We start from the raw sequence: 23,860 nt of genomic DNA, 5'->3' as shown, positions 1-23,860 counted from the left end.
TCAGTTGGTCTCCTTCCGCGAGAACCAGATTCCCGTCAGGACGGACAGGAGCAGGAACCAGACCAGACAGGCGACCAAAGCCGTCAGGCTCTGCCCGCCAAAGACAGACAGCGCAGCCTTGATCGGGCTGTTGTCTTCGGCCTCCAGGGGCACGCCATCAGGCATGACCTTCATGAAAGGCACCGGCAGGTTGATCATGGCGGCGGACGGCAAGAAGGGCCATAGCCGTTGACTTCCCCAGAAGGTGATCGAGACCAGCAGGTCCGCCATGTAAGGCAGGCCGAACCCGATCAGAACGCCGAATCGGGCGGTCAGCGCCAGTCCCGCCGGTATCATCCAGGAGCAGGCCAGGACCAGCATCAGGGCACTGACTACGAAGTCGACTACAGACGGTCCCCCGACCCCGGAAACGGCGACTATAAGTGCTGACAGACCCAGAGCCAGCAGGGTGGCGATGCCGACCAGAAGCAGACAGTAGACAATCTTGGCCCACCAGATCAGAGCGGGCGCAGCAGGCAGGGCCAGAATGGTCCTCCACCGCTGTTTGCTGTCAATGTTGGCCACGGCGACGCTTATCAGAGCAGTCATGGCTGGGAGGAGCAGGACATACCAGTAGTTGACCCAGGAGGGCATCCAGACATGCAGCCCGAACGCGAAGCAAGCCACGATGACAATGAGCACCAGAGGGAAAGCCAAGGCCATCCGCCTGGGCGCAGCCGACCGGCCCTTCATGATCTCCGCTGCCAGGATCCTGCCAAAGGGGATGCCGTTGCCCCTGGTTCTGACTCTTTCAGCCGTATCCTGCTGGACGAATTGGTTGGCATTCATGTTGCTCATCGTGACCTCCTGAGCACGTCCATGAACAGCCCCTCCAGGTCCTCCCCGGCGTGCAGCTCATTCTCGTAGGCCAGGCGACCGTCCGCGATGATGCCGATATGATCCGCCAGGATCGACACCTCGGAGAGGATATGGCTTGAGACGATCACGCTCATCCCCTGCTGCGGGAAGCTGCGGATCATCCCCCTCAGCTCCTCGATGCCCAGCGGATCCAGCCCGTTGGTGGGCTCGTCCAGGATCAGCAGACGAGGTTTGGTCAGAATGGCGTTGGCTATCCCCAGGCGCTGCTTCATGCCTAGTGAGAACTGCCCAGCTTTCTTGGAGCCTGTGTCGCTCAGTCCGGCAATGGAGAGCGCCTGGTCGATCCGCTCATCAGGCAGGCCAAACAGGGTTGTGCGCACCTTGAGGTTCTGACGGGCCGTCAGATTGGGGTAGATGGGCGGCTGCTCGATCAGGGCGCCGATGTCGTAGAGGTCCCGGCGCGACCAGGGATGTCCGTCAAGAATCATGGATCCGCCAGTGGGGTGCAGCATGCCTGTGACCATCTTCAAGGTAGTGGATTTACCAGCCCCATTTGGCCCCAAGAGCCCGTAGACTCCGCCCTCGGGGACATGCAGGGACACCTGATCGACGGCCCGCTGTCCGTGGCCGAAGACCTTGGTCAGCCCCTCGGTCCGCAATATGTAACGCATGGTCAGCTCCTATTCATTTCCGTGTGGCAGGAGCCAGACTAAAGACCGAAAATAAAGAAAGATAAAGGAACGAGCAGAGCCCTTCTGCTGCCAAGGAAGGCATCGTGAAAGACGAAGTCCTGAGAGACCTAGAACAGTCAAAATTCTGCGTCTGCCGAACCTTGATATCCGACAGGATCCGTAGAGCAAGGGCTTTGCTAGATGGTTCCACCGAAGGCCATGAGAGGCCGATTGGACCCAACCCTCGCTTTCTCATCGTTTTCGCAGTGTGCCATTTAACACACGCAACCAGGGAAATCAACTCTTTTCTTCCCGTCGCGCCGATGCTACATCTGGTAGCTGGCTCTGGTGCACCATGCCAATTCGACAGCACGATCAAAGGAACCACATGCACATTCGACCACTCTTTCCCTCGCTCGATTCAAGCGCGCTATCGCAGTAATCCTGGTGCTGGCAAGCGCCCTCTTCTTCCTGGGCGCCTGCGGATCGGGCTCGCAGACAGACCAGTCCAGCCAGTCAAAGGCCTCGGAAGGGCAGGGCTCCTTCCCCGTCAAGATCGATCATGTTTACGGCACCACCTCGATCCCTTCCAAGCCCAAGCGCATCGCCACCGTCGGATGGGCCACTCCCGACAACCTCATCGCTTTGGGGGTCGTGCCGGTCAGCATCCAGAAAAACTCCTTCGGCAAGACCGTGGATGGAGGGTATCTGCCCTGGACCAAGGATGCCCTGGATGAGATGCATGTGGCCAAGGCGGATATCCCCAAGCTGCATGACGAATCGGACGGCATCGATGTCGAGGCCATCGCCGCGTCCAAGCCCGATCTGATCATCGGCCTGCTCTCCGGCATGACCAAGAAACAGTATGACACCTTGAGCAAGATCGCGCCGACAATCGCCTATCAAGAGGTTGCCTGGGGCGACCCCTGGCGCAAGGTCATCACGTCCACGGCCAAGGCCATCGGAGAACCCGAAAAGGGCAAGCAGCTGATATCCGACCTGGAGGAGCGCATCTCAAAGGCCGGAGAGACCCAACCGGCCATCAAGGGCAAGACCGCGGCAGTTATGTATTTCGATGCCTCCAAGCTCTCTAAGTTCAGCGTCTACACCACCTCCGACGCCCGGCCTCAGTTCCTGAACGACCTCGGTATGGAGACTCCGGAGTCCATCAAGGAGGACTCCAAGAGCACCAAGAACTTCTACAAGGAGATCTCCTCCGAGCATGCCGACAGGTACAAGGATGTCGACATCATCGTTACCTACGGCACCCCGGACCTGCTTGAAGCGATGCGCAAGGACCCCCTCCTCTCCAAGATTCCCGCAGTTGAGCGCGGATCCGTCGTGGTCATCGACAATGACAGCGAGATGGCCAATGCCCTTGACCCCTCGGCCCTGTCCATCCAGAAAACGACCGACGCATACGCCCAACTCCTGGGCGAGGCTGCCGCCAAGGTCTGATCAAGCCGCAGGTGAGGGGATGAAAGAGGGAGAGGTGGCGCATATATGCGGTCGACGAGCAACCATGCATCGCAATGGAAACGGACCCATGGTCTTGTCCGGGCTGATTCTGGCGGTCTGCCTGGTCATGGTCTGCGCCCTGTCCCTGGTTTTCGGATCCCGTTCCGTCAGCCCCTCCGACATCCTCCACGCACTGTCCGCCTCCTCGGATGACATCGCAGTCTCGGCCATCCGCCTGAGAATCCCCCGCACCGTCCTCGGCCTCCTGGTCGGTGCCGGGCTCGGGGTGGCCGGGACCCTGATGCAGGGCATATCACGCAATCCACTGGCGGACCCGTCGATTCTGGGTTTCAATACGGGGGCGGCCCTGGCGATCGTCTGCTCCATAGTCTTCTTCTCCCTATCGACCCCGGCCCAGAGTATGTCTGGGTGGGACTGCTGGGCAGTGCGACGACCGCACTGGTCGTCTGGGCCATAGGCTCCCTGGGGCCATCCGGTCCATCTCCGCTACGGCTGACCCTGGCCGGTATCGTGATCAGTTCGGTACTGGGGTCTCTTACCTCCGCCATCCTTTTGCCGCGCGTCAATGTCATCAGCTCTTATCGCTTCTGGCAGGTGGGCGGAATCTCCGGCGCCCGGTTCGACCTCATGATGCCGGTCCTGCCTCTTCTCGCTCTTGGACTGATACTCGCCTTCTGCCTGACGCCCGGAATCAACGCCTTGACCCTGGGTGATCAGATGGCCGAAGGACTGGGTATGCACGTCGGACGTGTCCGCAGCCTGGCCTGGCTTGCGGCGATACTCCTCTGCGCCTCCTGTACGGCACTGGCGGGTCCGATTGGCTTCGTCGGGTTGGTGGTCCCCCATGTGGCACGACTGCTCATAGGACCCGACTACAGGCGGATCATGGCCCTGAGCATCCTCATCGGCCCCCTTCTGGTGGTTGGCGCCGACGTGGTGGGCAGGATAATCACCCGTCCATCCGATGTGGAGGTCGGCATCGTCACGGCACTGATTGGGGCTCCCGTATTCGTGATTCTGGCCGGGCGCAGAAGAACCGCGGAGGTATAGGCATGGATGCTTGCCTTCTTCATGACTCGCATAGACCCGATGCGATGACCGACCTGCAACGGATACGACGGACCCATACCGTTCGTTCACTGGCAGTCACCATCCTGCTTGTGATGCTCCTGGTTGCTCTCGCGCTGTCTGACCTGGTTCTCGGGCACCGCACATACTCCATGAACGACCTGATTGGAGCACTTCTGGGGCAGGGAGACGAAGGGACCAGGTTCGTAATTCTCCAACTCCGCATGCCCAGAGCACTGATCGGCTGCGCCGCCGGCATCGCATTCGGCATGGCCGGAATTGGTTTCCAACACCTCCTGCGCAACATGATGGCCAGCCCGGATATCATCGGCATCACGGCAGGAGCCAACACGGCCGCCATCTTCGGCATTGTCGTATTGGGTCTGTCGGGCATGCCCCTGGCCTGCCTGGCGGTCATGGGCGGTCTCCTGACAGCCCTCCTGGTCATGGCCCTGGCCTGGCGCGGTTCGTTCGACCCGACCCGGCTGATACTGATCGGAATCGGAGTGGCCGCAGGGTTCAATGCTCTGGGTTCCTGGCTGATGGTTCGCAGCAACCAATGGGACATCCAGGCAGCAACCCGATGGTTGACGGGCAGCCTGGCCGATGCCCAGTGGTCTGATCTACCCATATTGGCAACAACAACCCTGGTCGGCGCCATGCTCCTGCTGGCACTCGACAGGAATGTCAGCACACTGCAGCTGGGACCGGAGATGGCCGCCGGACTGGGAGTCAGGGTAAGCCGTGTCCAGTTCGAGGTGATTATCGTGGGTGTGCTGCTCCTGGCTGTCGCAACGGCGACCACCGGTCCCATCTCCTTTGTTTCGTTCCTCTCCGGCCCAATCGCCGCAGTCCTGGTTGGGCGGGGAGCATCGGCCCTTATCCAGTCGGCCTTGGTGGGAGGTTGCCTGGTTCTGGGGTCGGACATCGTCGCCCAACATCTGCCCACAACCCAGGTGCCGGTCGGCATCATCACCAGCATTGTGGGCGGACCCGTCTTCATCCTGATCATGGTCCTCATGACCCGCAGACAGGAGCTCTGACCATCATGACATCATCTCCGGCATACGACGCTTGGAGCAGCACGCATAGGCTGACCGCCTCGCACCTTCGCCTCACCTATGGCGGACGTACGGTCATCGAGGACCTGAGTCTGGATATACCCCCACACACGATGGGGTCCATCATCGGACCCAACGGGTGCGGAAAATCAACCTTCCTCAAGGCCATGGCCAGGATACTGAAACCAGCCTCGGGGACCGTCATGCTGGACGGAGAACCCATCACCAGCATGCCCACCCGCAAGGTTGCAACGATTCTGGGGTTACTGCCGCAGAACCCGTCGGCACCCGCAGGCATCACCATCGCCGACCTGGTCGCTCGCGGCCGATACCCCCACCACCACTTCGTCGAGCGGTGGACGACCAAGGACGAAAAGGCGGTGGAACGGGCCCTCGCCCTGACCGGACTGACCGATATGGCGGGGTGCCCAATCGACCGCCTGTCCGGAGGCCAACGCCAGCGCGCCTGGATTGCCTTGACCCTCGCCCAGCAGACCAACATACTCCTTCTAGACGAACCGACCACTTATCTCGACATCGCCTACCAGCTTGAGGTACTTGACTTGCTGAGCACCCTGAACAGGCAGGAGGGCGTCACGGTGGTCATGGTTCTCCACGACCTGAACATGGCCGCCAGATATTCGGATTGGATCCTGGCCATCAAGGATGGCAGGAGAATCGCTTTGGGCGCTCCAGACGAGGTCATGACCGAGAGCCTGGTCACGGAAGTATTCGACATCGCATCCACCATGGTGAAGGATGAATCCACCGGCACCCCGTTGATGACACCAGCGCCCCTCCATAGTCTTTCAGCTCACTCTGGCGGGGCTTGTAATGCACACGTACACTGAGATGACTCGGCAGGACGACACCAAACAATCCGAAGATGTAAAGCCCCTCGTCCCGCCCCCACATCGCTTACCCCGACGTCCCAAACCGCAAAGCCTTAAACCACAAAGTCTCAAACCGCTACAACCTGAACGACGACAACCCGACACCAAGGCCAACCCATAAATCCCAACCGAAAGAGAACCAGCCATGGAACACCAAGCCAACAATCATCCTGTACCCTTGATCCCCTTCCGTGTCTCCGTAGCTAGAGCGGAAACGCTCTCGCCACACTTCAAGCGGATCGTCTTCCAAGGACCGGATCTGAGGATTTTTGCAGACGCTGGCTACGATGAGCGAATCAAAATCCTTCTGCCCCTTCCCGACGGATCCGTGCCGTCCCCTTCCTTCTTCGAGGCGACCCCTGAAGATCCGCTTGCTTGGTACCGAAAGTGGAGGACCCTGCCCGCAGAGCGCCGCAATCCCCTGCGCACCTATACGGTTCGCGAGGTCAGACCCGAGAGCGAGCAAATCGATGTAGACTTCGTCATCCACGACCATGCCGGACCGGCTGGAGCCTTTGCAGAGGCTGCAAAACCTGGCGACCAGACCATCATCATCGGCCCCAATTCACAGGCCGGGGGACCGGTCGCTGGGATGGACTTTCACCCAGGCCAATCCAGACATCTCCTCCTGGTGGGCGACGAGACAGCGGTACCAGCCATCGCCGCCATAATGGACAGCCTGATCCGTGACCACTGGCAGGGAGAGGGGGCGGCAGTGATTGAAGTCCCGACCGAAGAGGATCGTCTTCCACTGCCCGAGCATGAAGGAATCCGCATAATTTGGACGACCTGCGACGAATCCGGGCATGGGCACGCCCTCACTGAAGCCATGCGCAACCTACTGGAGGACCTGCCAATCCATCCGCCTACGGCCGCAGCCGCTGAATCCTCCAAGGAATTCACAGAGGTCGATATCGACAAAGAATTGCTCTGGGAGACTGCCGATGCCGCCCAAGCCGATACCTCCATTCGGGCCGACGACCTGTACGCCTGGATCGCCGGAGAGGCGGCCACCGTCCGCGAGCTGAGACGCATGCTGGTCAGAGACCGAGGAATGGACCGGCGCAACGTCTCTTTCATGGGTTATTGGCGCCAGGGCCGCAGCGAGATGTCCTGACCGCCGAACCTCACACTCGGGCGGCTATCCACCTTTGTCCTCCCTGACCTGTGAGTTTAGAGAGCGGTCGCACAAGTTTCCCTGACCGTGTGAGCATCAAGTCATGAGCTGCCGAATCGACTCCGCCGCAGCATCTTGCCGGACTTACGCAGAGAGGTCACTGGCCTTGCTTGCTGAATGGCGGATTGCGGGAGAAAACAACCCGGTTCGGTCCTGATGAAACAGTCCCTGTCAAATCAGCCGCAATACTCCTGGAAGAAATTAGCGATCACCTGGTGACCATACTGACTGCCGATGCTCTCGGGGTGGAACTGGACGCCCTCCATGAGCGACCTGTCCCGCCTCAGACCCATCACATAGCCATCCAGAAGCGAGCGCGCGCTGATCTCCAGATCGGCGACCTGACTGACCGAGGCCTCGTCAGCAACCAGGGAATGGTATCTAGTCACATCGAAGGTATCAGGCAGACCCTTGAAGCAGCCTTTCCCGTCGTTGCTTATCCCGCTCACCTTGCCATGCTGACGACTGGAGGCCCTGACCACACGGGCTCCAGCGTGTACCGCGATGGCCTGCATGCCCAGACAGATGCCGAAGACCGGCTTCCGTCCTGCCACCTGGTCAAGAAGCTCTAGGTAACCGCAGTCCTCCGGGCGCCCTGGTCCGGGGCCCAGAATGACTGCATCAAAGGCGAGCGGATCCACGTGCGCAAGATGGTTCACCCGGACGATGGTCGTATCGGCGCCCAACAAGTCCACGTAATTCTTGACCACGTAGACGAAACTGTCGAAGGCATCAACCAGCAAGACTTTCATGGGCCAGCTCCTTTCCGGTAATGGCCAGGTAGGCCGAACTCATTTTCTTCATGGTCTCCTGCCACTCGCTCTCAGGCTGGGAGTCCTCGACGATCCCGGCCGAGGCGCGCAGGTGATAGCTGCCGGAATGGTAGGAGGCTGTCCGTATGCACAGTGCGGTCAGGACCTGACCGTCAAATCCGAGGAAGCCCACAGCTCCGGCATATACCCCGCGCGAACTGACCTCGGTCTCCTCAATGATCTCCACGGCGCGCACCTTGGGGGTACCCGTCATGGTGCCGGCAGGGAAGGCGGCCGAGAAGACATCGTACTTGTCCAAGCCAGGCCGGATCCGGCCGACCACATCCGAGACCATGTGAATGACGTGGGAGTAGACCTCGATAGTCATCAGCCGGTCCACCTCCAAGGATTCAGGAGTGCAGCACCTGGCTACGTCGTTGCGGCCCAGGTCCACCAGCATCAGGTGCTCGGCCCGTTCCTTGGAGTCGCCAGTCAGCTGCCTGATGGCCGCCTGGCGGGCCTCTCCCTCTCTGGGATTGCCGACCGTTCCGGCGATGGGCCGCAGGGTTATGTCACCATCAGGAGTCAGCCCGATAAAGAGCTCGGGGCTAGCGCCGATGACATGCACCCCCTGGGGAGTCACGAAGTAGTACATATAGGGGGACGGATCCTGCAGACGCAACCGCTGATAGACCTGGAAGGGCGGGATACGAGAATCCACTTGGATCTCATGCCCGAGCTGGAGCTGATAGACATCGCCCTGGGCTATGTGCTCCTTGCCCTTGGCAAACCACTGATAGAAACGGTCCCGATCGATCGTGTCGCGGGCCTCGTATGGATAGTCCGGCCCAATGCCACCCTGGATGCCGGTCTGGGCAGCATCCGATTCAGGAGATTTCCCCGGCGATGCGTCGGATTGGAGCAACCCCAGGACATTTTCCAAGGACGCGGATCCATGCCCGGGTTCATCGCTCTCCATTGCCGCATTCCGGGCCTGTGCATCAGACCATACAGAAGATCCTCGCTCTGGAATGTCACACTCGGCAGTATCCCCTTCGACATGAATCAAAGTGGCGCAGTGGTCGCCGGCCTTCAGATCCAAAGTGATGATTCCCCGATAAAGCGTCAACGAGATGACTGGCAAGGCCGCGTCCCTAGGTATGCGCTCCTCCAGATCCTCGATCATGAAGATGGTGTCATACCCGAAGTAGCCAAACCAGCCCATCCCGAAGGGGCCTTCGTGGTCGCCGCTGATGACAAAGGAGGATTCCAGCCGCCGCAGCACTGCAAAGACCTCCTGGATGTCGGGGGCCGGATGATGAACCACCCCCTGCTCAGTCCGGCCAAAGGGCTCCAGCATCCCAGTCAGCTGAGCATTGCCCGAAGGATCAATGGTCATGACATGGTCCGTCACGCTCAGGGTCAGCAGGGGCTCGAACCCGATAACTGAGCGATTCCGGTCCTTATCGGGGCCGCTCAAAGACTCCAGAAGGAAGAGCTGATCCTCCCGATAACTGGTGCACAGCCGCCTGTAGATGGCCAGGGCATCGAGGTCGCTGGAGAACCGGCGAGATTCCATAGTTACGTTGATAGTCATTAGGGCACGTCCTAGGTCAAATACTGCGGATTGAAAACGGCAACAAAACCCCACCTGGTGCCAATTCAGTACGCCATGGATATGGATTTCCTATGGCAGCATGTCCGCAGATGATAAAAGAGCAACCTCAAACACTGAGGTAAATATATGAATCAGAAGAAGAACCGGCTAAAACATCAACGCCATCGGGCATCGACATAGAAAAAGACACCCTTGGGCAGCCAAGGCTTCAGTGATGTCGTTTTCTCCATGGCCACGATGCTAGAGCACCCATATGCATACGACCAACTATTATCCATAATTCGGACACAATCTGTCCACATCGATGGAACTCGCCCTGAAAGCGACAGGTCGGCATAAGTGCGGCTACAGCCAAAATTCAGTCGCCTACGGTTTCATGCCACCGCCAGCCAGCAGACGCTTTGCCAGCTCTTCCCGAGTACAAATGTCCGCTCCAAGACCGAGCTGCAAGGCAAGCTCGCTGGCAAAAGGCCGCTCAAGCATGCTTTCATCAAGCAGGGCCTGATCCTGGAATATCTCCTTAGCCGTACCTGTCCTCAGCAGCTTCTTATGCGCCATGACGAAGAAGGTGCTGAAATGCTCGGCTGCAAATTGCATGTCATGGGTAATGGTGATCACTGTCACACCGCGATTGGTCAATTCCTCCAGAATGGCACCGAGTCTGTTCAGGCCCCGATAATCCTGCCCTGCGGTAGGCTCATCTAAAATCACGATTCTCGTGCGCATGGCAAGAACGGAGGCAATGGTCACGATCTTTCTGGCCGACAGGGGTAGATCATAGGGGTTCTCTTCCATCTGCCCGTCCAACCCGCATATGGTCGCGGCCCATTTGCTCTGCTCCTCCACCGTATCCGCATCAAGCTTGAGCATTTTCGGACCGAAGGCTATCTCCTCGCCAACAGTGTTGTGGAAGATCTGATCATCGGGATTCTGAAAGACGTACCCGGCGATTTTGGACATCTGGGCCGTAGTGTGCTCCCTGGTATCTTCCCCGTCAATCAGCACCTTCCCGGATGAGGGGCGCAGGAGGCCGTCCATCATTTTGACTGTGGTAGTCTTCCCGGCTCCGTTCTGCCCTAGGATCGCGATCCTGGCACCTGCTTCCACGGAGAAGCTGAGGTTCTCGACAGCCGAGTACCCATTGGGATAGGCGAATGTCACATTTCGGAATTCAATAATGGGCAATGCTCAGCCCTCCTTTCCGGCAAAGCCGATTTGCTTGGACAGCAGGGGCAGTATTTCCGACAACGTGATCGGATTGCCCTGGATTGGCCTGCCTTGCTTGCGCAGAGTATCCGCCAGGAGAACCGCTTGCGGCAACATCACACCGTCGTCAAGCAGTTCGACACGCGACAGGATGTCATGCTTTTCACCAGTGCATACCAATTTGCCATTGGACAGGACTATGACCTCGTCGCAGTATCTGGCGACCAGTTCCATCTTGTGCTCGACCAGTATGATGGTTTTCCCCATCGCCTTCATTCCGTCGATGATGTCAAACACACGCTTGGTCTCACGGGGGTCCAACTGCGAAGTCGGCTCATCGATCACGAAAACATCAGGCTCCAGAACCAGCACAGAGGCGAAGGCAACCCTCTGCTGCTGGCCTCCGGAAAGCTCAAAGGGGTTTTTATCTTTGAGATCGGCGATGCCAGTGGTCTCCATGACCGAGTTCACGCGTTCCCGGATTTGGCAGACAGGCAGTCCCATGTTTTCCAAGCCGTAGGCGATCTCTGCGAATACGGTGTCACGAGCCCCCGTGATCTGATTGAAGGGATTCTGGAATATATACCCGATGCGCCAGGCCAGGTCTCCACTGTCATACTCAGACAAGGGCTTGCCATCGAAAATAACTTCTCCAAGCAGCTCACCCTGGTAGAACTCTGGAATGAACCCACGAATCAAGTTGCACAGCGTGGTCTTGCCGGAGCCGTTCGCGCCGATGACCGCATAGAACCTGCCCTTTTCAATCTTCAGATCAACATGGCTCAGACTCGGGCGGTCGGCCAAGGGGTAGGTATAGGTCACATCCTTGAGTTCTATATAAGCCAAAGCGCCATCCTTCCGGCGATCAATGCGACGAATGCAACCGTAATAAGGATCACTGCCACCTTATCTGCAGGAGTGGCTTTAATGTCCTCCAGATGAGTAGGAGTCCTGCTCGACGAGAACCCCCGTGCCTCCAGCGTGAGCGCGCGTTCCTCAGTACCGGCGATCGAGCTGAGGACCAGCGGAATCATGGTCGGGAGAAACACCTTGGCGCGGGTCAACACACCGCCTTCAGTCTCGACTCCTCGGGCCCTCTGAGCATTCATGATGGTCTTGGATTTCCTCCTGAGCACTGGCACTATCTGCAAGGTGGAAAGCACCACGTAGGAAGCCTTTGGACTCATTCCCGCCTTTTCAAGAGAAAGCACAAAATCCTTCTGCTTGGTGACGGCAAAGAACCATATCAGGCTTCCACCGGCGCACAGGAGCATGAGTCCCAGGTTCAAGGCGAACATGATGCCCTCGTACTTTACGCTGAAGATCCAGAAGGTGAACAGTATGCGTCTTGCATCCGGGTAGAAAAGCGTTTGAATGACAAAGAGGATGAGGAAAAGCACGCCCACCGTTTCCAGCTCCCTTCTGATGAAAACAGACCAGACTCCGCTCGCGGCTGCCAGAGCATTGATGAACAAGAAGCAGATGAGCTTGCTCGCTATTCCTGGCAGCATGAAAGACACAGCCATGAGCACCACAGCCATGTAAAACTTCGTAAGCGGATACAGATTGGCAATGACGTTATGACCAGGCATGCAACTCAGTCCTCCGAAGACGGCAGACCAGCGGAAGCAGGCGCATCAGCAGCGGAATCCTGGGAAGGCCCCTGCCCAATGGTCTTTGCAACCTTCTTCTTTATGTATTTGTCGCCAAAGGGATACTTGATCAGGGAACGGGCCGGAATAGCCTTGACGATCAGCCAGGCGATGAAGACCGATAGAATCTTACCGGCGCTTTCGGTGACGATGTATACGGACAATACGGATGTCAGTATTTTCTGCCCAGTCGCCATAAGCCCAGCAGCGATCATGGAGGCGCCACCTCCTGATGCGCCGCCAAAGAAGAAGACAGTGATGGGCGTAGCCGTGATAGTGCCGACAAGTCCGAGAACGATGCCTGAAACAATCAGCTTCCATACCTTGGTCATCATGTTGTACTTGGCCAGAAGACCGGCAGCCAGCCCGATGAAGAAGGCGCAGATTGCATAAGGGATCAGGGTGGGATCGAAAATCCCGTTTATCAGATTGGTCAGGACTCCCGTTATTGCAGCTGGAATAGGCCCGACCAGAGCCCCCACCAGTATGACGCCGATGGTATCCATGTCCAGTGGCAGCTTCAGCACCGAAGTAAGCTGGCCGCCGACGATATTGATGGCGATGGCCACTGGTATCAGCAGCAGGACCATCAAGGATAATTTGCTTCGCTTGTTGGCTTTCTTCATAATTTTCCCTTCCTCGCTTACTCAATCTCTTCGTCAAAAATCGTGGTGAACAGCAGACGATAGAACCGGTCGGCATCAACGCTGGCCGCATATCCCGCGTTGCATTCACCTTCATGCCAATGCCCATCGATATCGGTAATCGACTGTCCTCTGGCCAAACCATCGACAACGACATCGATATTCGCCGGCCTTACTTCAAGTATGCTTGGATCAAGCATATAGGCGACCGTCAGCACGTCATGCATGGGCGCCACAGCCTTATGCCTGGACCGCCAGTTATCATCCAAGCCCTCGCGGGTGATGTCATACAGGAACCGGGACAATCTGGTGCCGACCAGACGGATTCTCTCCCGCATCTCGCAGGTGAGCGCAATCTTATTGGTGACGTCAAGGCCGATTACAGTCACATCCGCGGTCCCTGCCTGCAGAACTTCATGGGCTGCTTGCGGGTCGGCCCAGAAATTGTATTCCGCCACAGGACTTACATTCCCTGTATATTTCGCACCGCCCATGATGATGAGGCGCTTGAGGTTGGAGGCAAATTCGGCGCTGCTGCGGATGGCACAGGCGATATTAGTGCAGGGCCCTGTAGCAAAGAGCGTTATCTCACCAGGATGGCTGTTGACATATTCCACCAGAGAAGCGACAGCATCTTTTGGCTGCTCATGGCTGTCGGAGGCAATGGACTGGGCATACCCACCCAATCCGTCATCCCCGAAAGCCTCGACGGTCGCGGGCTGCCTATCGTCCAAAGCCCTTGAGCAGCCCCGATATACCGGGATGTCCGACCGATCACACAAGGCAAGAATGTTCAAGGCATTGCGCGTGGTATTGTCAATCGCCCCATTGCCCGCCACCGTGCATAGGGCCTTAAGGTCGCACTCCTGCGAATGCAAGGCGAGGATGATGGCCAGAGCATCATCGCAGCCGGGATCGCAATCGATAATGATCGGTTCAGGGCTCATCTGGTCCGCCAACCTTCGGTATCGTTCATGTGCCTGTCTCTCCTTTCGTGTTCAGGACCTGCCTGAAGCCTGTATTCTGCCGGATAGATAAAGGATTCTGCTCTTACTGCTGACTGTGATGGTTCTGGTGCTTGGCCTTTGCGGTTAATCGGAAGCCGCCATTCAGATTCAGGCCTCAGATTCAGATATGTGCAGGCTCCAGGACAGCCATATGGCTGGCAAAATGATGATGGTGATGATGATGGACCGGGGTATGCAGATGCAGCCTCTGTGCAAGACCGTCCGTGGCCCTTTGACCATGGTCCGTCAGCTTTTTCAATTGATTATGGGAGGGCATGGCAAAGGACCGAATGCCCTTGTCAAATAGTGCCGTCGGCACCGCCATGCCTGACTGTCCCATGAGACCGTTATACACGATTGCGACTACATACTCAGCAATCGCCAGTCCTTTCTGGCAAGTCCGCTTGAGCCGTTAATCGATAACCGCCGATGCGCCTTGTTGAATCTTCTTCGATTCTGCACCATATCGACAAAGGCCAGGCCCAGGGGGGCAAACCCCAGACCCGGCTCTCTCAATCAGCAGCTCGAGGGATCAATCCTCGTCCGCGGCCACGCGGGAGTGGCTATAGATCATCTTCATTGAGCAGATGAAGAGCACCAAGCCCAGCAGGATGATCACGCCGCCGATCATGAAGACGTTGGCGTAGGTCGATGCCAGACCTTGCGCAGTGCCGGCCAAGCTGCCCGAACCCATGGATCCGTTGGCCATGAGCTGGCCGAAGAGGGCGACGCCAATAGAGCCGGTGATGGCCTGGAGCAGGTCATTGAAGCCGAGCACACGGCCGGACTCCTCAGGAGCCACGGTCAGGGTCGCGGTGTCAACGATGGGCTGGTAGAAGAAGGAGGTGCCGAAGTAGTAGATGCAGGGCGCCACAGCCAGGGCCCAGATCTTGCCGGCGGGGATCAGGAAGGCGATGGCGATCAGGCCGCCGCCCATGCAGGCCAGAGCCAGGATGACCGAAGCCTTGCGTCCGATCTTCTGGATGATCGGACCGGCAGCAAATCCCATGATGCCAGCCAGGATGATGGACCAGACCAGCAGGTTGGAAACCTTAGAGGAGTCGATGCCGTACACGTTCAGACCAATGGCATTGACGCCCGCGTTCAGGGTGTAGCTGAAGAAGTAGCCGACGAAGATGACGGTCATAGTCATGGCGAAGGCCGGGTTGGTCAGCATCTTCGGAGTGATGAAGGGATTGCTGGCCTTGTTGACATAGACCAGGAAAGCCACCAGGGTCACGATGCAGGCAATGCCCCAACCCCAGTTGATGTCCGTGAAGAACATGGTCACCGAAGCGGCGAACAGTCCGATCAGCGTAAAACCGATTCCGTCGATCTTGACGCCAGCTGCATGCTGGTCGGGCAGGTTCTTGGCCAGAACGGGAATGAAGAAGACGGCCACAACGCCCACGCCGAAGAGCCAGCGCCAGTCAAGCAGGGTCATGTAGCCAGCAAGGAAGACTCCCAGGGCGGCAGCGAAGCGGAAGACCGCTACAAAGACGCCGTACCAGATGACGCGCTTTTTCTTCTCCACGTACTTGGAGACCAGAACCAGGAAGATGGAGCCGGAGACCTGCCAGCCGGCCGACTGCACCACGCGGGCCGCGATGACGATCCAGATGCTGAAGGTGCCGAAGCACCCCAGAATCGAACCCAGCACGAAGACGATCGTACCCAGGATCATCATCTTCTTCAGGGAGACAAAATCGCCCAGGGAGCCGTAGATGACGCAGACGATTCCCAGAATGATGCCCGGCAGCGAGGTGATCAGCGGAGCCAGATTAGTCTGGTTCAGCTGCTTGCCGATGTTCACGTAGATCATGCCGAAGGCCTGCTGCTGAAGCACGCCCAGGGTGAAGATGATCAGGACCACCGGGATGGCCACTCGGGCCATCTTGTTCATTTTCGCGAACTCCGGAGTCCCCTCCTCGGGAACGGGTATACCGTTCTTCTGCTCCTCGGAGACAGTTGACTCGCTCATTTTTTCTTTAATTTCCTTTCGGTTCTTCTCAATGCGGAAGCTACTGACGGCGAACTCGGCCGACCCTGTCGACAAAGGCGGAGCGGAATCCGTCCACATCCACGTCCACGCAGACGCTGGCGTTGGCCTTGTCGCTCAAGATGCCGTCGTAATCGACCACCGTGGCGCCCAGGGTGAGCGGGCTGGAGATTTCGACGTCTACTAAGGCCTCGCGCATGGTGAACAGGTCTGGCTGGAGCAGGACCATGGCGGCCGAAGGGTCGTACATCTTGATCCCCTCTTCGATGTGTCCACCGTCGTACGACCGGAAGAGGGATGCGACCATGCCGCCCACTTCGCCGGCTGCGTCCAGATCGTCCAGATCTCCGGCGACCAGATGGGCCTTGCGACCGATGTCCAGACCAACCATGGTCACAGGCAGCCCGCTGCGGAAGACCATCTTGGCAGCTTCAGGATCGACGGAGATGTTGAACTCGCCATAGACTCCGATGTTGCCGCGCCCGGTGGAACCTCCCATCATGACGATCCGGTCGATGTGGTCCTTGACCTCCGGGAAGGTGGCCAGCAGCAGGGCGATGTTGGTCAGAGGGCCCAGGGTCAGGATGGTGACTGGCTCATCGCTCTCCAGAAGCACCCGCCGCTCCTCCAGGACCGCATTGTTCTCGGTCAGCAGGCTGGCGTCAGGCTCAGGGAAGACGAATGACCCCATCCCTGACTTGCCATGGGCTTCGGTGGCGAACCTGTTGTCACGCATGAGCGGGGCCGCAGCGCCACGGGCCACGGGGATGCGCCTGCCCAGGAAGGTCAGCAGCTTCAGGGCATTGTTGGTGGTGTGGCCGATGCCCACATTGCCTGACACCGAGGCTATCAGCCTGATGTCGAAGCTGGGCTCGTCGACCAGCATCGTAATGGCCGCAGCATCATCGATGCCAGGGTCCGTGTCGATGATCAGTGGTCTGGTCATTGCTTCACTCCTTTTGCTCTTGTCGTATCCAAACTCAAATTCCTGCTCCCCGATTTGGCCCGCCAGGCTGCATCGACAAAGGCAGAGACGGTGAAGACCGGGCCATCCAAGCCGATTTGCCGGGCCACCCGAGTGATGGGCGGAGGCGTCACATAGGCCTGCTCAAGCACATCGTCCCGGGCGAAGACCTCCTCGCGACTGCCATCCAGCAGGACCCGGCCATGCTGCATGAGCACAACCCTGGGGAAGTTGCGGGCGACAAACTTCATGTCGTGGGAAATGGTGATGCAGAGTCTGCCTTGGCCCCGAAGACGGGCGATGATGGCCGCCAGCCGATCATCGCCCGCCTTGTCCTGTCCGCATGTGGGCTCGTCGAAGACTACGGTACCCGTATCCATCATGAGGACGGAGCCGATGGCACAGAATTTCTTCTCGGTAGGGCTCAGATCGAAAGGATGATCGTCCAACCGGTCCGCCAGACCCACCAACCCAGCAACCTGCTCCATACGTCGCGCTATCAGATCCTGATCGAAACCAAGCTGCCGGGGACCGAACGCGAATTCCTTGCGCACACTGTCCAGAAAGAGCTGATCGTCGGGATTCTGAAAGACGTACCCCACCTTCCGGGCCCACTGGGCCGTGTTCGCTGTAGCCAGATCGACGCCGTCAATCAAGATGCGACCCTTGGTTGGTCTAAGGATGCCGTTCAGATGTTTGGCCAGGGTGGTCTTGCCAGCGCCGTTCTGACCGATCAGCGCTACAGGCTGATCACCTTCGAGGGTCAGATTCACTCCGTCCAGGGCACGATGGCCATGCGGGTAGACGTACTCCAGATGCTCCAGATCGATCTTCACCGCAACGCCTCCCGAATCATGCGTACCGCCTGGTCCTCGCGTACGGGCAGATCCGGCAGGTCGAATCCAGCGTCCTGCAAACCCCTGCCGAGTTTGACGTAATCCGGTATGTCAATCCCCCACTTCGCGGTCTCGGGATCAGTGAAGACCTCCCCGGGAGTACCTATGGAGCGAACCCGGCCTGCCCCCAGAACCATGACCTGATCGGCGCATCGAGCGACCCGCTCCATATCGTGATCGACCATGACTACGGTGATCCCCTCCTGGTTGAGCCGCTTGACAATGTCGAAGATCTCCTCGCTGCCTAGCGGGTCCAGCTGGGCTGTGCATTCATCCAGAACCAGGATGTCCGGTTCCATGATCAAGGTCGAGCCCAAGGCCACCCGCTGCACCTGTCCACCGGAGAGTTCCAGAGGGTTCTTGTCGAGCAGATCCTCGATATGCATAAGGGCCGCCACCCGAGCCACCTTGGCATGCATGGTTTCACGTGGAACCCCATGGTTGCCCAGCCCGAAGGCCAGTTCCTCGGCTACGGTCCCGGCCGTATAGGAGAGCTGATTGAAGGGGTTCTGAAAGACCAAGCCCACATGTCTGGACAGATCGGCAATGCTCGAAGCAGCTACGTCGATGTCCTCGATCTGGACACTCCCCTTGGATTTACCTACGAAATAGTGAGGAATCAGACCGACCAGGGCGTTGCACAGGGTCGACTTTCCCGATCCGTTGGCTCCGACGATGCAGAAGAAGCTGCCCTGCTCCACGCTGAAGCTCACCCGCTTCAAAGCGGTCCGATTGGCATCACGGTATCTGAAAGAGAAGTCCTCCACTCGTATGACCTCGGTCATGCCCGACCTCCCCACTGGATTGCGAAGGTGACCAGACCTGTGCGAGAAAGGCAGCCGAGCACCAGGGCAAGCACCAGAAAAACGGTGAACAGGATGGTCATCACGGTGTCGCTGCGCCGCCAAACCACCTCAAGATAGCTGGTCTGCCGCACCCTACGGATACCGAATCCGCGGGTCTCCAAGGTCATCCCGCGCTCCTGCGAATCCGTCAGGGAGGAAAGAACAACCGGTCCGAGCAGGGGCAGGAAGGCCCGCGTCCGGGAAATCAAGCCGCCGCCGGTCTCCAAGCCACGCGCGTGCTGCGACTGCTCGATGACCGCAATCCTGCGCTGCATCTGGGGAACCACATTCAGACTGGCCAGGATCAGGTAGCCGATCTTGGATGGCACGCCTATTTGTGTCAGAGCCGCAACCAGGCGACCCATGTAGGTAGTTTTATTGGTCAGATAGAAAGACCCTAGGAAAACCAAAAGGGTTACTACGATTTTGGCTGCGTAGAGGCTGCCTTCAAGACCCAGCTCGGCAAATCCCAGATCAAGAATGACCTTGGTGTTTTTTGGGCTGTAGCATCCCTGAATAAACAGCAGCATGAGCGTGATGGGAATGCCGAACCCAAACATAACCCCAGTGAAGGGCCTGAGCACCCGGGCCAGAGCCGCTGCTACGAAAAGTATGACGACGATTCCCAGACCCATGGTAAAGTCCGGCCAAACCAAAGTCGCAAGGCCCAAGGAACACACTCCAGCAATCTTGGCCATGGGATGCATGCGGGCCAGGGGAGAATCAGGAATCCCGTTCGATGCAGGACCAGGCATCAGCGTTCAGACCTTTGGGTGCGTTCATAGTCCAAGGCCACTGAGTCGCCTGTCGATGTGCCACCATCAGCTTCTGCTGCGCCGTCGATCTTCCCCGGCCGTGCTGAACTCGCCAGACTGGACGCTCCAGTCGCTTCGCGTTCATCCTCGTCTTCATCCTCATCCAAGTCATCCAAATCGTCCAGATCGGACTGGTCATCGCTGCCGTCCAAGGCGTACTGGCTCAGGAAGCGCTTGGGGATTCGACGCACAATCACATAAGCGATCAGGACGGTGATGCCCTTGTCGATCAGATTCTCCAGCATGGAGGAGGAGAGCACTGAAATGACGATGTTCTTCACAGCCACCACCAGCGCAGCTGTGAGGACCGAAGTGCCATTGACTCCGGTGGCGCCCCCGTAGACGAGCACGGTGATCAGAGAGGCGGTTACCGTGTTGACCAGGGCGCAGGCCAGCCAGACCAGGACGACTCCCCATATCCGTTTGAAGAGCCCGGCCTTGACCATGTATCCGATCACCAGGCCGCACAAAACGCTGGAGAGCGCATAGGGCAGGTAAACCGGATTAGCTACCAAGGCGAGGAAGACATTAGTCAGCAGTCCGCACAGGGCAGCCACCCAAGGCCCGGACAGGCAGGCGATAACCGTGGTGCCAATCATATCCAGGAAGAGCGGCAGTTTGAGGGTGGAGCTCAGGCTCCCACCGATGAGGTTGATGCCCACCGCAATGGGTATCAGCACCAAGGATTTTGTCGAGAATTGAGCAGTGATTCCTCTCCACAACGATCGCGCGCTCATAATTCGTACCGCCTTTGGTCCTTGAATGTCGATTTCTGCAGACGGCCGTCGCTCACAGCCAGATCCGCATCACCGCTTTGAGAAACCACTTTCGTAAACAACTTTCATTGACAGAGACTATCAACAGCTGCATGGGGTGTCAAATGCGAAACCTCTGACGACGATCTCTCAGGTAAGCTTGATTCGCTAGACCCAACAGGCCAACGAAGCCATTCGCCGGAGCATCAGAGATGAGGAGGGCAGGAACCCCATGAATATCAAGGACATTGCTGAGCTTGCCGGCGTATCCACATCGACGGTCTCCAAGATCGTAAATCACAGGGACGCGAGCATTACCGCCGCCACGCGCGACAGGGTCCTTGAACTGGTCAGGAAGTACCACTACACGCCCTACGGATCCTCCAAGCCCAACACCACCACCTGGAGAATCGGAGTCCTGCTGAGCTCATCCATCTCCATGGATTCCACCTTGGATGGGATCATCCAGCAGGCACAAAAGTCGGGGTACGGCACCCTGGTCTTCAACAGCTACGGCGATCACGACCAGGAGGAACGAAACATCCTGGCCGCTCTGGAACATCGAGTGGATGGCATGGTATGGGAGCCGATCGACCGCGCAAGCTTGGCCTTGAAAAGCAAAATCGAGGAACGCAGGATCCCCGAACTCACCATTGGACCCCTGGGGGACGATCGGGCCGCGCTCATGCCCTACGAGGAGGCTGCTTACAGTCTTACTGAAGAGCTGATCAATCGCCACCACACCAGCATCGCTTGCCTGCTCTCGCCAGGCAGGCGGACCCAGAGCTTCCTGCACGGCTACCGACGCTGCTTGTTCGACCATAACCTCCAGTACCACACCGACATGGTCCTGGAAACCATCGGCGAGGACCTGACCCAAGTCCTGGAGAACCGGCACGTCACCGGAATCGTGGCATCCCACTACCACCATGCCCTGGAATTCCTCCAGTTCGCTGAATCCATGCATTACCACCTGCCCCAGGATCTCTCCCTGGTCTCCCTGATGAACGACACCAACGTGCATCTGCGCTACCCAGGCAGCCCAGAGATATCGTCCTACGTCATGCGCAATGCCGATTTCGGCGCCTATCTGTGTCGACGGATCATCCGCGCCATCGAGCATGAGTCTGATTCGAGCGAGACCTTCGAGCATGTTTTTGCCCTGGACGGCGAGAAGACTATTGGCCGACCCCCGGACCAGCGATGCAAGAAGATCGTGGTGGTGGGCAGCATCAACGTGGACACCTACCTGACCGCTCCTAGTCTGCCTAAGGCGGGCATGACCACCACGACCAGAAATTTCGCCTCTACACCGGGGGGCAAGGCCACCAACCAGGCGGTAGGCGTGGCCAGGCTGCGGCATCAAGTTTCCCTTATTGGCAATGTCGGCAGTGATCCCGCTGCAGACTACATTTACAAAGCTATGAGGCAAGCCCACGTGGATACCACTGGTGTGCGCAGAATCAGCGGGGCGGACACGGGCAAAGCCTACATCTTTGTCGACAGCAAGGGCGAGTCGATGATCTCCTTGGTGGCGGGCGCCAACGAATCCCTGACCCCGGGTGACATCACCGAGCGTGACCAGATCTTCAGAAACACCGGCTACTGCCTGATCCAGACAGAGATCCCCATGGATACTGTCGCCGAGGCCTGCAGAACAGCCAAGCGCCACCAGGCTGTCACCATCGTCAAGCCATCATCCTGCGACCACCTGCCCGAGGACCTCCTGTCTTCGATCGACATCCTGATCCCGAATTTCAACGAGTTGAACACCCTGATACATGGACCAGAACCCGTGGTTGATAAGGCGAAACAGTTCATCGACGGCGGGGTGGGCAAGGTTATCATCACCCTGGGCGAGCACGGCTGCACCCTGGTCACTGCCAGCGGACACAAGGACTTCCCAGCCCACGAAACCCGAGCAATCGACGACACCGGCGCCAGCGATGCCTTCATCAGTGCTCTGGCCTCCTATCTGTGCAACGGATGTTCCCTGGACAAAGCCGCCCATATCGCCAATCTGGCCGCCGGCTTCAGCGTCGCCCGCGAAGGCGTCATTCCCTCTCTGATCAACCGCCGCCAGCTCGAGGGCCTGATCGATTGAGCAGTCCAGACGCGAGTACGACGGTCAGATTATCTGCCGCAATGCGCTTTGTCCTTGAACACAAAACCCGTGTGCTTATACTCTGAACAACACATCATTCGCCTCAAGAACTTTCTAGATAATGTGGAAGTATCACCGAATCATCAACCATGTAGGGAGAAGACGAAGTGACGAAGCACCGGGTGACTATCCGCGAAGTAGCTCACAAAGCACAGGTATCTCAACAGACAGTTTCCAATGTAATTAACGGAACCGGTCGAATGAGCGAACAAACCAAGAAAAGGGTGCAGTCTGTCATAACTACCTTGGGATATCATTCCAATCGGCCCGCTCAGATGCTGAGAACGGGGCATAGCCGGATGATCGGCATCACTGTTCCTCGGTTTGATCAGCCGTTCTGCAGTTTATTCTGTGACTGTGTAGCACAATATGCCCATCAAGAAGGGTACGGCCTGGTCGTAAGCGTATTCGGCGACAATTTTGAAGAGACCATCAAAGAAACCTACCAACTCAACGCAGATGGGTGGATTTTCTTCGCTGATGCCACTATTTTGCGACGCATCCGTCACCTTAAGCAGGACTATCCTGTCGTATTGGCAGGCGACTATTTGGGCGACGGTGAATTGGATGCAGTTATGATGCCCAATGTTGACGCATCACGTTACGCCACGAATTGGCTTATCGAACATTCTGATGGCCATGTAGGAATGATTGGCGCATCTTTCGAAACATACGAACAGGATGCCAAAGATCCTGATCCGATACCCCAACGACTTCGTCATACGCGGGATAGAAACACAGATATGAGACTGCACGGATATCTATTAGCCCTGCAAGATCACGCTATACAACCTGATTGGACGATTATTCGTCCCGTCCGTAAATTGATCGAAGCAGAAGGCGAAAGAGCTACAGAGATGCTGCTACAAACAGGAGATATGCCGTCAGGCATTATATGCGCCAACGATGCCTTAGCGCTGGGCGCCCTGTCTACTTTGTCCAAACACCATATTTCCGTACCGGAACAAATACAGGTAATCGGTTTTGACAATACACGCGAGTCCCATTACTCCTCGCCGCCACTGAGCACGGTTGACCCTCATGTCATGCAATACGCCCAACTAGCGGTCCAACAACTCATCGCACGCATCGAAGGTTCCAGCGAAAAAGTCCACGTACTAACAACTGGCTATCGGCTGGTTGAACGTCACACCACCGTCCAATAGCAGGCAGACAAGCATTCCAGTCCACCCTATTGATGCACGATTACATGTGACGAATCCAATATAACGATTCCATAGAATTTTTGGTTTATTCTTTGACGGCTCCTGCGGCGAGGCCGGATTGCCAGTATTTCTGCAGGAGGAGGAAGGCGATGACCAGGGGGATGATGGTG

22 protein-coding genes and 2 pseudogenes are annotated in these 23,860 nt (G+C 57.8%); 8 read left to right on the top strand and 16 right to left on the bottom strand.

Annotated features, from left to right (window positions below; genetic code table 11):
* Together J3U06_RS00120 and J3U06_RS00115 are read right to left on the bottom strand one after the other, a co-directional pair.
* Entirely contained in the window at positions 1–837 is an 837-nt protein-coding gene (locus J3U06_RS00120; protein WP_267443954.1) for a hypothetical protein, read from the bottom strand.
* Positions 834–1,529 (bottom strand): lantibiotic protection ABC transporter ATP-binding protein, encoded by a 696-nt coding sequence (locus J3U06_RS00115; protein ID WP_267443953.1) that lies wholly within the window; start codon positions 1,527–1,529, stop codon positions 834–836. The genes J3U06_RS00120 and J3U06_RS00115 overlap by 4 nt, the downstream gene beginning before the upstream one ends.
* A 447-nt stretch (positions 1,530–1,976) precedes the next feature.
* On the opposite strand from J3U06_RS00115, the gene J3U06_RS00110 reads away from it, so the two are divergent.
* The 6 genes from J3U06_RS00110 to J3U06_RS00085 all read left to right on the top strand — a co-directional run bounded on the left by J3U06_RS00110 (position 1,977) and on the right by J3U06_RS00085 (position 7,147).
* Positions 1,977–2,987: an iron-siderophore ABC transporter substrate-binding protein gene (locus J3U06_RS00110; RefSeq protein ID WP_267443952.1), complete on the top strand. Its 1,011-nt coding sequence runs from the start codon at positions 1,977–1,979 to the stop codon at positions 2,985–2,987.
* 88 nt (positions 2,988–3,075) lie between these two features.
* The gene (locus J3U06_RS00105; protein WP_267443951.1) at positions 3,076–3,465 is read left to right on the top strand and encodes an iron chelate uptake ABC transporter family permease subunit; all 390 of its coding nucleotides are present in this window, start codon (positions 3,076–3,078) and stop codon (positions 3,463–3,465) included.
* The gene (locus J3U06_RS00100) at positions 3,417–4,058 is read left to right on the top strand and encodes a FecCD family ABC transporter permease (RefSeq protein WP_267399160.1); all 642 of its coding nucleotides are present in this window, start codon (positions 3,417–3,419) and stop codon (positions 4,056–4,058) included. Before J3U06_RS00105 ends, J3U06_RS00100 begins: the two co-directional genes overlap by 49 nt.
* Before the next feature lie 44 nt (positions 4,059–4,102).
* A complete protein-coding gene (locus tag J3U06_RS00095; protein ID WP_267443950.1) occupies positions 4,103–5,119 on the top strand; it encodes a FecCD family ABC transporter permease in 1,017 nt (338 codons plus the stop codon).
* Positions 5,120–5,124: 5 nt separating this feature from the next.
* Complete coding sequence (locus tag J3U06_RS00090) at positions 5,125–5,988, top strand: ABC transporter ATP-binding protein (protein WP_267443949.1); 864 nt, start codon at positions 5,125–5,127, stop codon at positions 5,986–5,988.
* Between the two features lie 187 nt (positions 5,989–6,175).
* Entirely contained in the window at positions 6,176–7,147 is a 972-nt protein-coding gene (locus J3U06_RS00085) for a siderophore-interacting protein (RefSeq protein WP_267399157.1), read from the top strand.
* Positions 7,148–7,383: 236 nt separating this feature from the next.
* Here the strand turns inward: J3U06_RS00085 and J3U06_RS00080 are convergent, their stop codons facing one another.
* From J3U06_RS00080 to J3U06_RS00020, 13 genes and pseudogenes are all read right to left on the bottom strand, one after another.
* Positions 7,384–7,959: an anthranilate synthase component II gene (locus J3U06_RS00080; protein ID WP_267399156.1), complete on the bottom strand. Its 576-nt coding sequence runs from the start codon at positions 7,957–7,959 to the stop codon at positions 7,384–7,386.
* Complete coding sequence (locus J3U06_RS00075; RefSeq protein WP_267443948.1) at positions 7,940–9,556, bottom strand: anthranilate synthase component I family protein; 1,617 nt, start codon at positions 9,554–9,556, stop codon at positions 7,940–7,942. Before J3U06_RS00075 ends, J3U06_RS00080 begins: the two co-directional genes overlap by 20 nt.
* Before the next feature lie 387 nt (positions 9,557–9,943).
* On the bottom strand, positions 9,944–10,762 hold the full coding sequence (locus J3U06_RS00070) for an energy-coupling factor ABC transporter ATP-binding protein (RefSeq protein WP_267443947.1): 819 nt from the start codon (positions 10,760–10,762) through the stop codon (positions 9,944–9,946).
* Between the two features lie 3 nt (positions 10,763–10,765).
* On the bottom strand, positions 10,766–11,629 hold the full coding sequence (locus J3U06_RS00065; protein WP_267443946.1) for an energy-coupling factor ABC transporter ATP-binding protein: 864 nt from the start codon (positions 11,627–11,629) through the stop codon (positions 10,766–10,768).
* A complete protein-coding gene (locus J3U06_RS00060) occupies positions 11,617–12,375 on the bottom strand; it encodes an energy-coupling factor transporter transmembrane component T family protein (protein ID WP_267443945.1) in 759 nt (252 codons plus the stop codon). Before J3U06_RS00060 ends, J3U06_RS00065 begins: the two co-directional genes overlap by 13 nt.
* 5 nt (positions 12,376–12,380) lie before the next feature.
* The gene (locus J3U06_RS00055; RefSeq protein WP_267443944.1) at positions 12,381–13,061 is read right to left on the bottom strand and encodes an ECF transporter S component; all 681 of its coding nucleotides are present in this window, start codon (positions 13,059–13,061) and stop codon (positions 12,381–12,383) included.
* A 17-nt stretch (positions 13,062–13,078) separates the two neighbouring features.
* A complete protein-coding gene (locus J3U06_RS00050) occupies positions 13,079–14,026 on the bottom strand; it encodes a nucleoside hydrolase (RefSeq protein WP_267443943.1) in 948 nt (315 codons plus the stop codon).
* A 592-nt stretch (positions 14,027–14,618) separates the two neighbouring features.
* Complete coding sequence (locus J3U06_RS00045; RefSeq protein WP_267443942.1) at positions 14,619–16,067, bottom strand: MFS transporter; 1,449 nt, start codon at positions 16,065–16,067, stop codon at positions 14,619–14,621.
* A 40-nt stretch (positions 16,068–16,107) separates the two neighbouring features.
* Complete coding sequence (locus J3U06_RS00040; RefSeq protein ID WP_267399149.1) at positions 16,108–17,031, bottom strand: nucleoside hydrolase; 924 nt, start codon at positions 17,029–17,031, stop codon at positions 16,108–16,110.
* Complete coding sequence (locus J3U06_RS00035; protein ID WP_267443941.1) at positions 17,028–17,885, bottom strand: energy-coupling factor ABC transporter ATP-binding protein; 858 nt, start codon at positions 17,883–17,885, stop codon at positions 17,028–17,030. Before J3U06_RS00035 ends, J3U06_RS00040 begins: the two co-directional genes overlap by 4 nt.
* A complete protein-coding gene (locus J3U06_RS00030) occupies positions 17,882–18,730 on the bottom strand; it encodes an energy-coupling factor ABC transporter ATP-binding protein (RefSeq protein ID WP_267443940.1) in 849 nt (282 codons plus the stop codon). The genes J3U06_RS00035 and J3U06_RS00030 overlap by 4 nt, the downstream gene beginning before the upstream one ends.
* The gene (locus J3U06_RS00025; RefSeq protein WP_267399146.1) at positions 18,727–19,545 is read right to left on the bottom strand and encodes an energy-coupling factor transporter transmembrane component T; all 819 of its coding nucleotides are present in this window, start codon (positions 19,543–19,545) and stop codon (positions 18,727–18,729) included. Before J3U06_RS00025 ends, J3U06_RS00030 begins: the two co-directional genes overlap by 4 nt.
* A 146-nt stretch (positions 19,546–19,691) precedes the next feature.
* Positions 19,692–20,342 (bottom strand): annotated as a pseudogene (locus J3U06_RS00020) (ECF transporter S component); the annotation flags it as partial.
* Positions 20,343–20,592: 250 nt separating this feature from the next.
* On the opposite strand from J3U06_RS00020, the gene J3U06_RS00015 reads away from it, so the two are divergent.
* Entirely contained in the window at positions 20,593–22,464 is a 1,872-nt protein-coding gene (locus J3U06_RS00015) for a PfkB family carbohydrate kinase (RefSeq protein WP_267399143.1), read from the top strand.
* Between the two features lie 167 nt (positions 22,465–22,631).
* Positions 22,632–23,690 carry a LacI family DNA-binding transcriptional regulator gene (locus J3U06_RS00010; protein WP_324123880.1) on the top strand — a complete coding sequence of 353 codons (1,059 nt, stop codon included), beginning with the start codon at positions 22,632–22,634 and terminating at the stop codon, positions 23,688–23,690.
* A gap of 85 nt (positions 23,691–23,775) precedes the next feature.
* Here the strand turns inward: J3U06_RS00010 and J3U06_RS00005 are convergent.
* A pseudogene (locus tag J3U06_RS00005) lies at positions 23,776–23,860 on the bottom strand (carbohydrate ABC transporter permease); the annotation flags it as partial.

Source organism: Bifidobacterium sp. B4142, from assembly GCF_026537325.1.
Lineage (GTDB): Bacteria > Actinomycetota > Actinomycetes > Actinomycetales > Bifidobacteriaceae > Bombiscardovia.
This window is presented reverse-complemented; position numbering and strand designations above follow the sequence as displayed.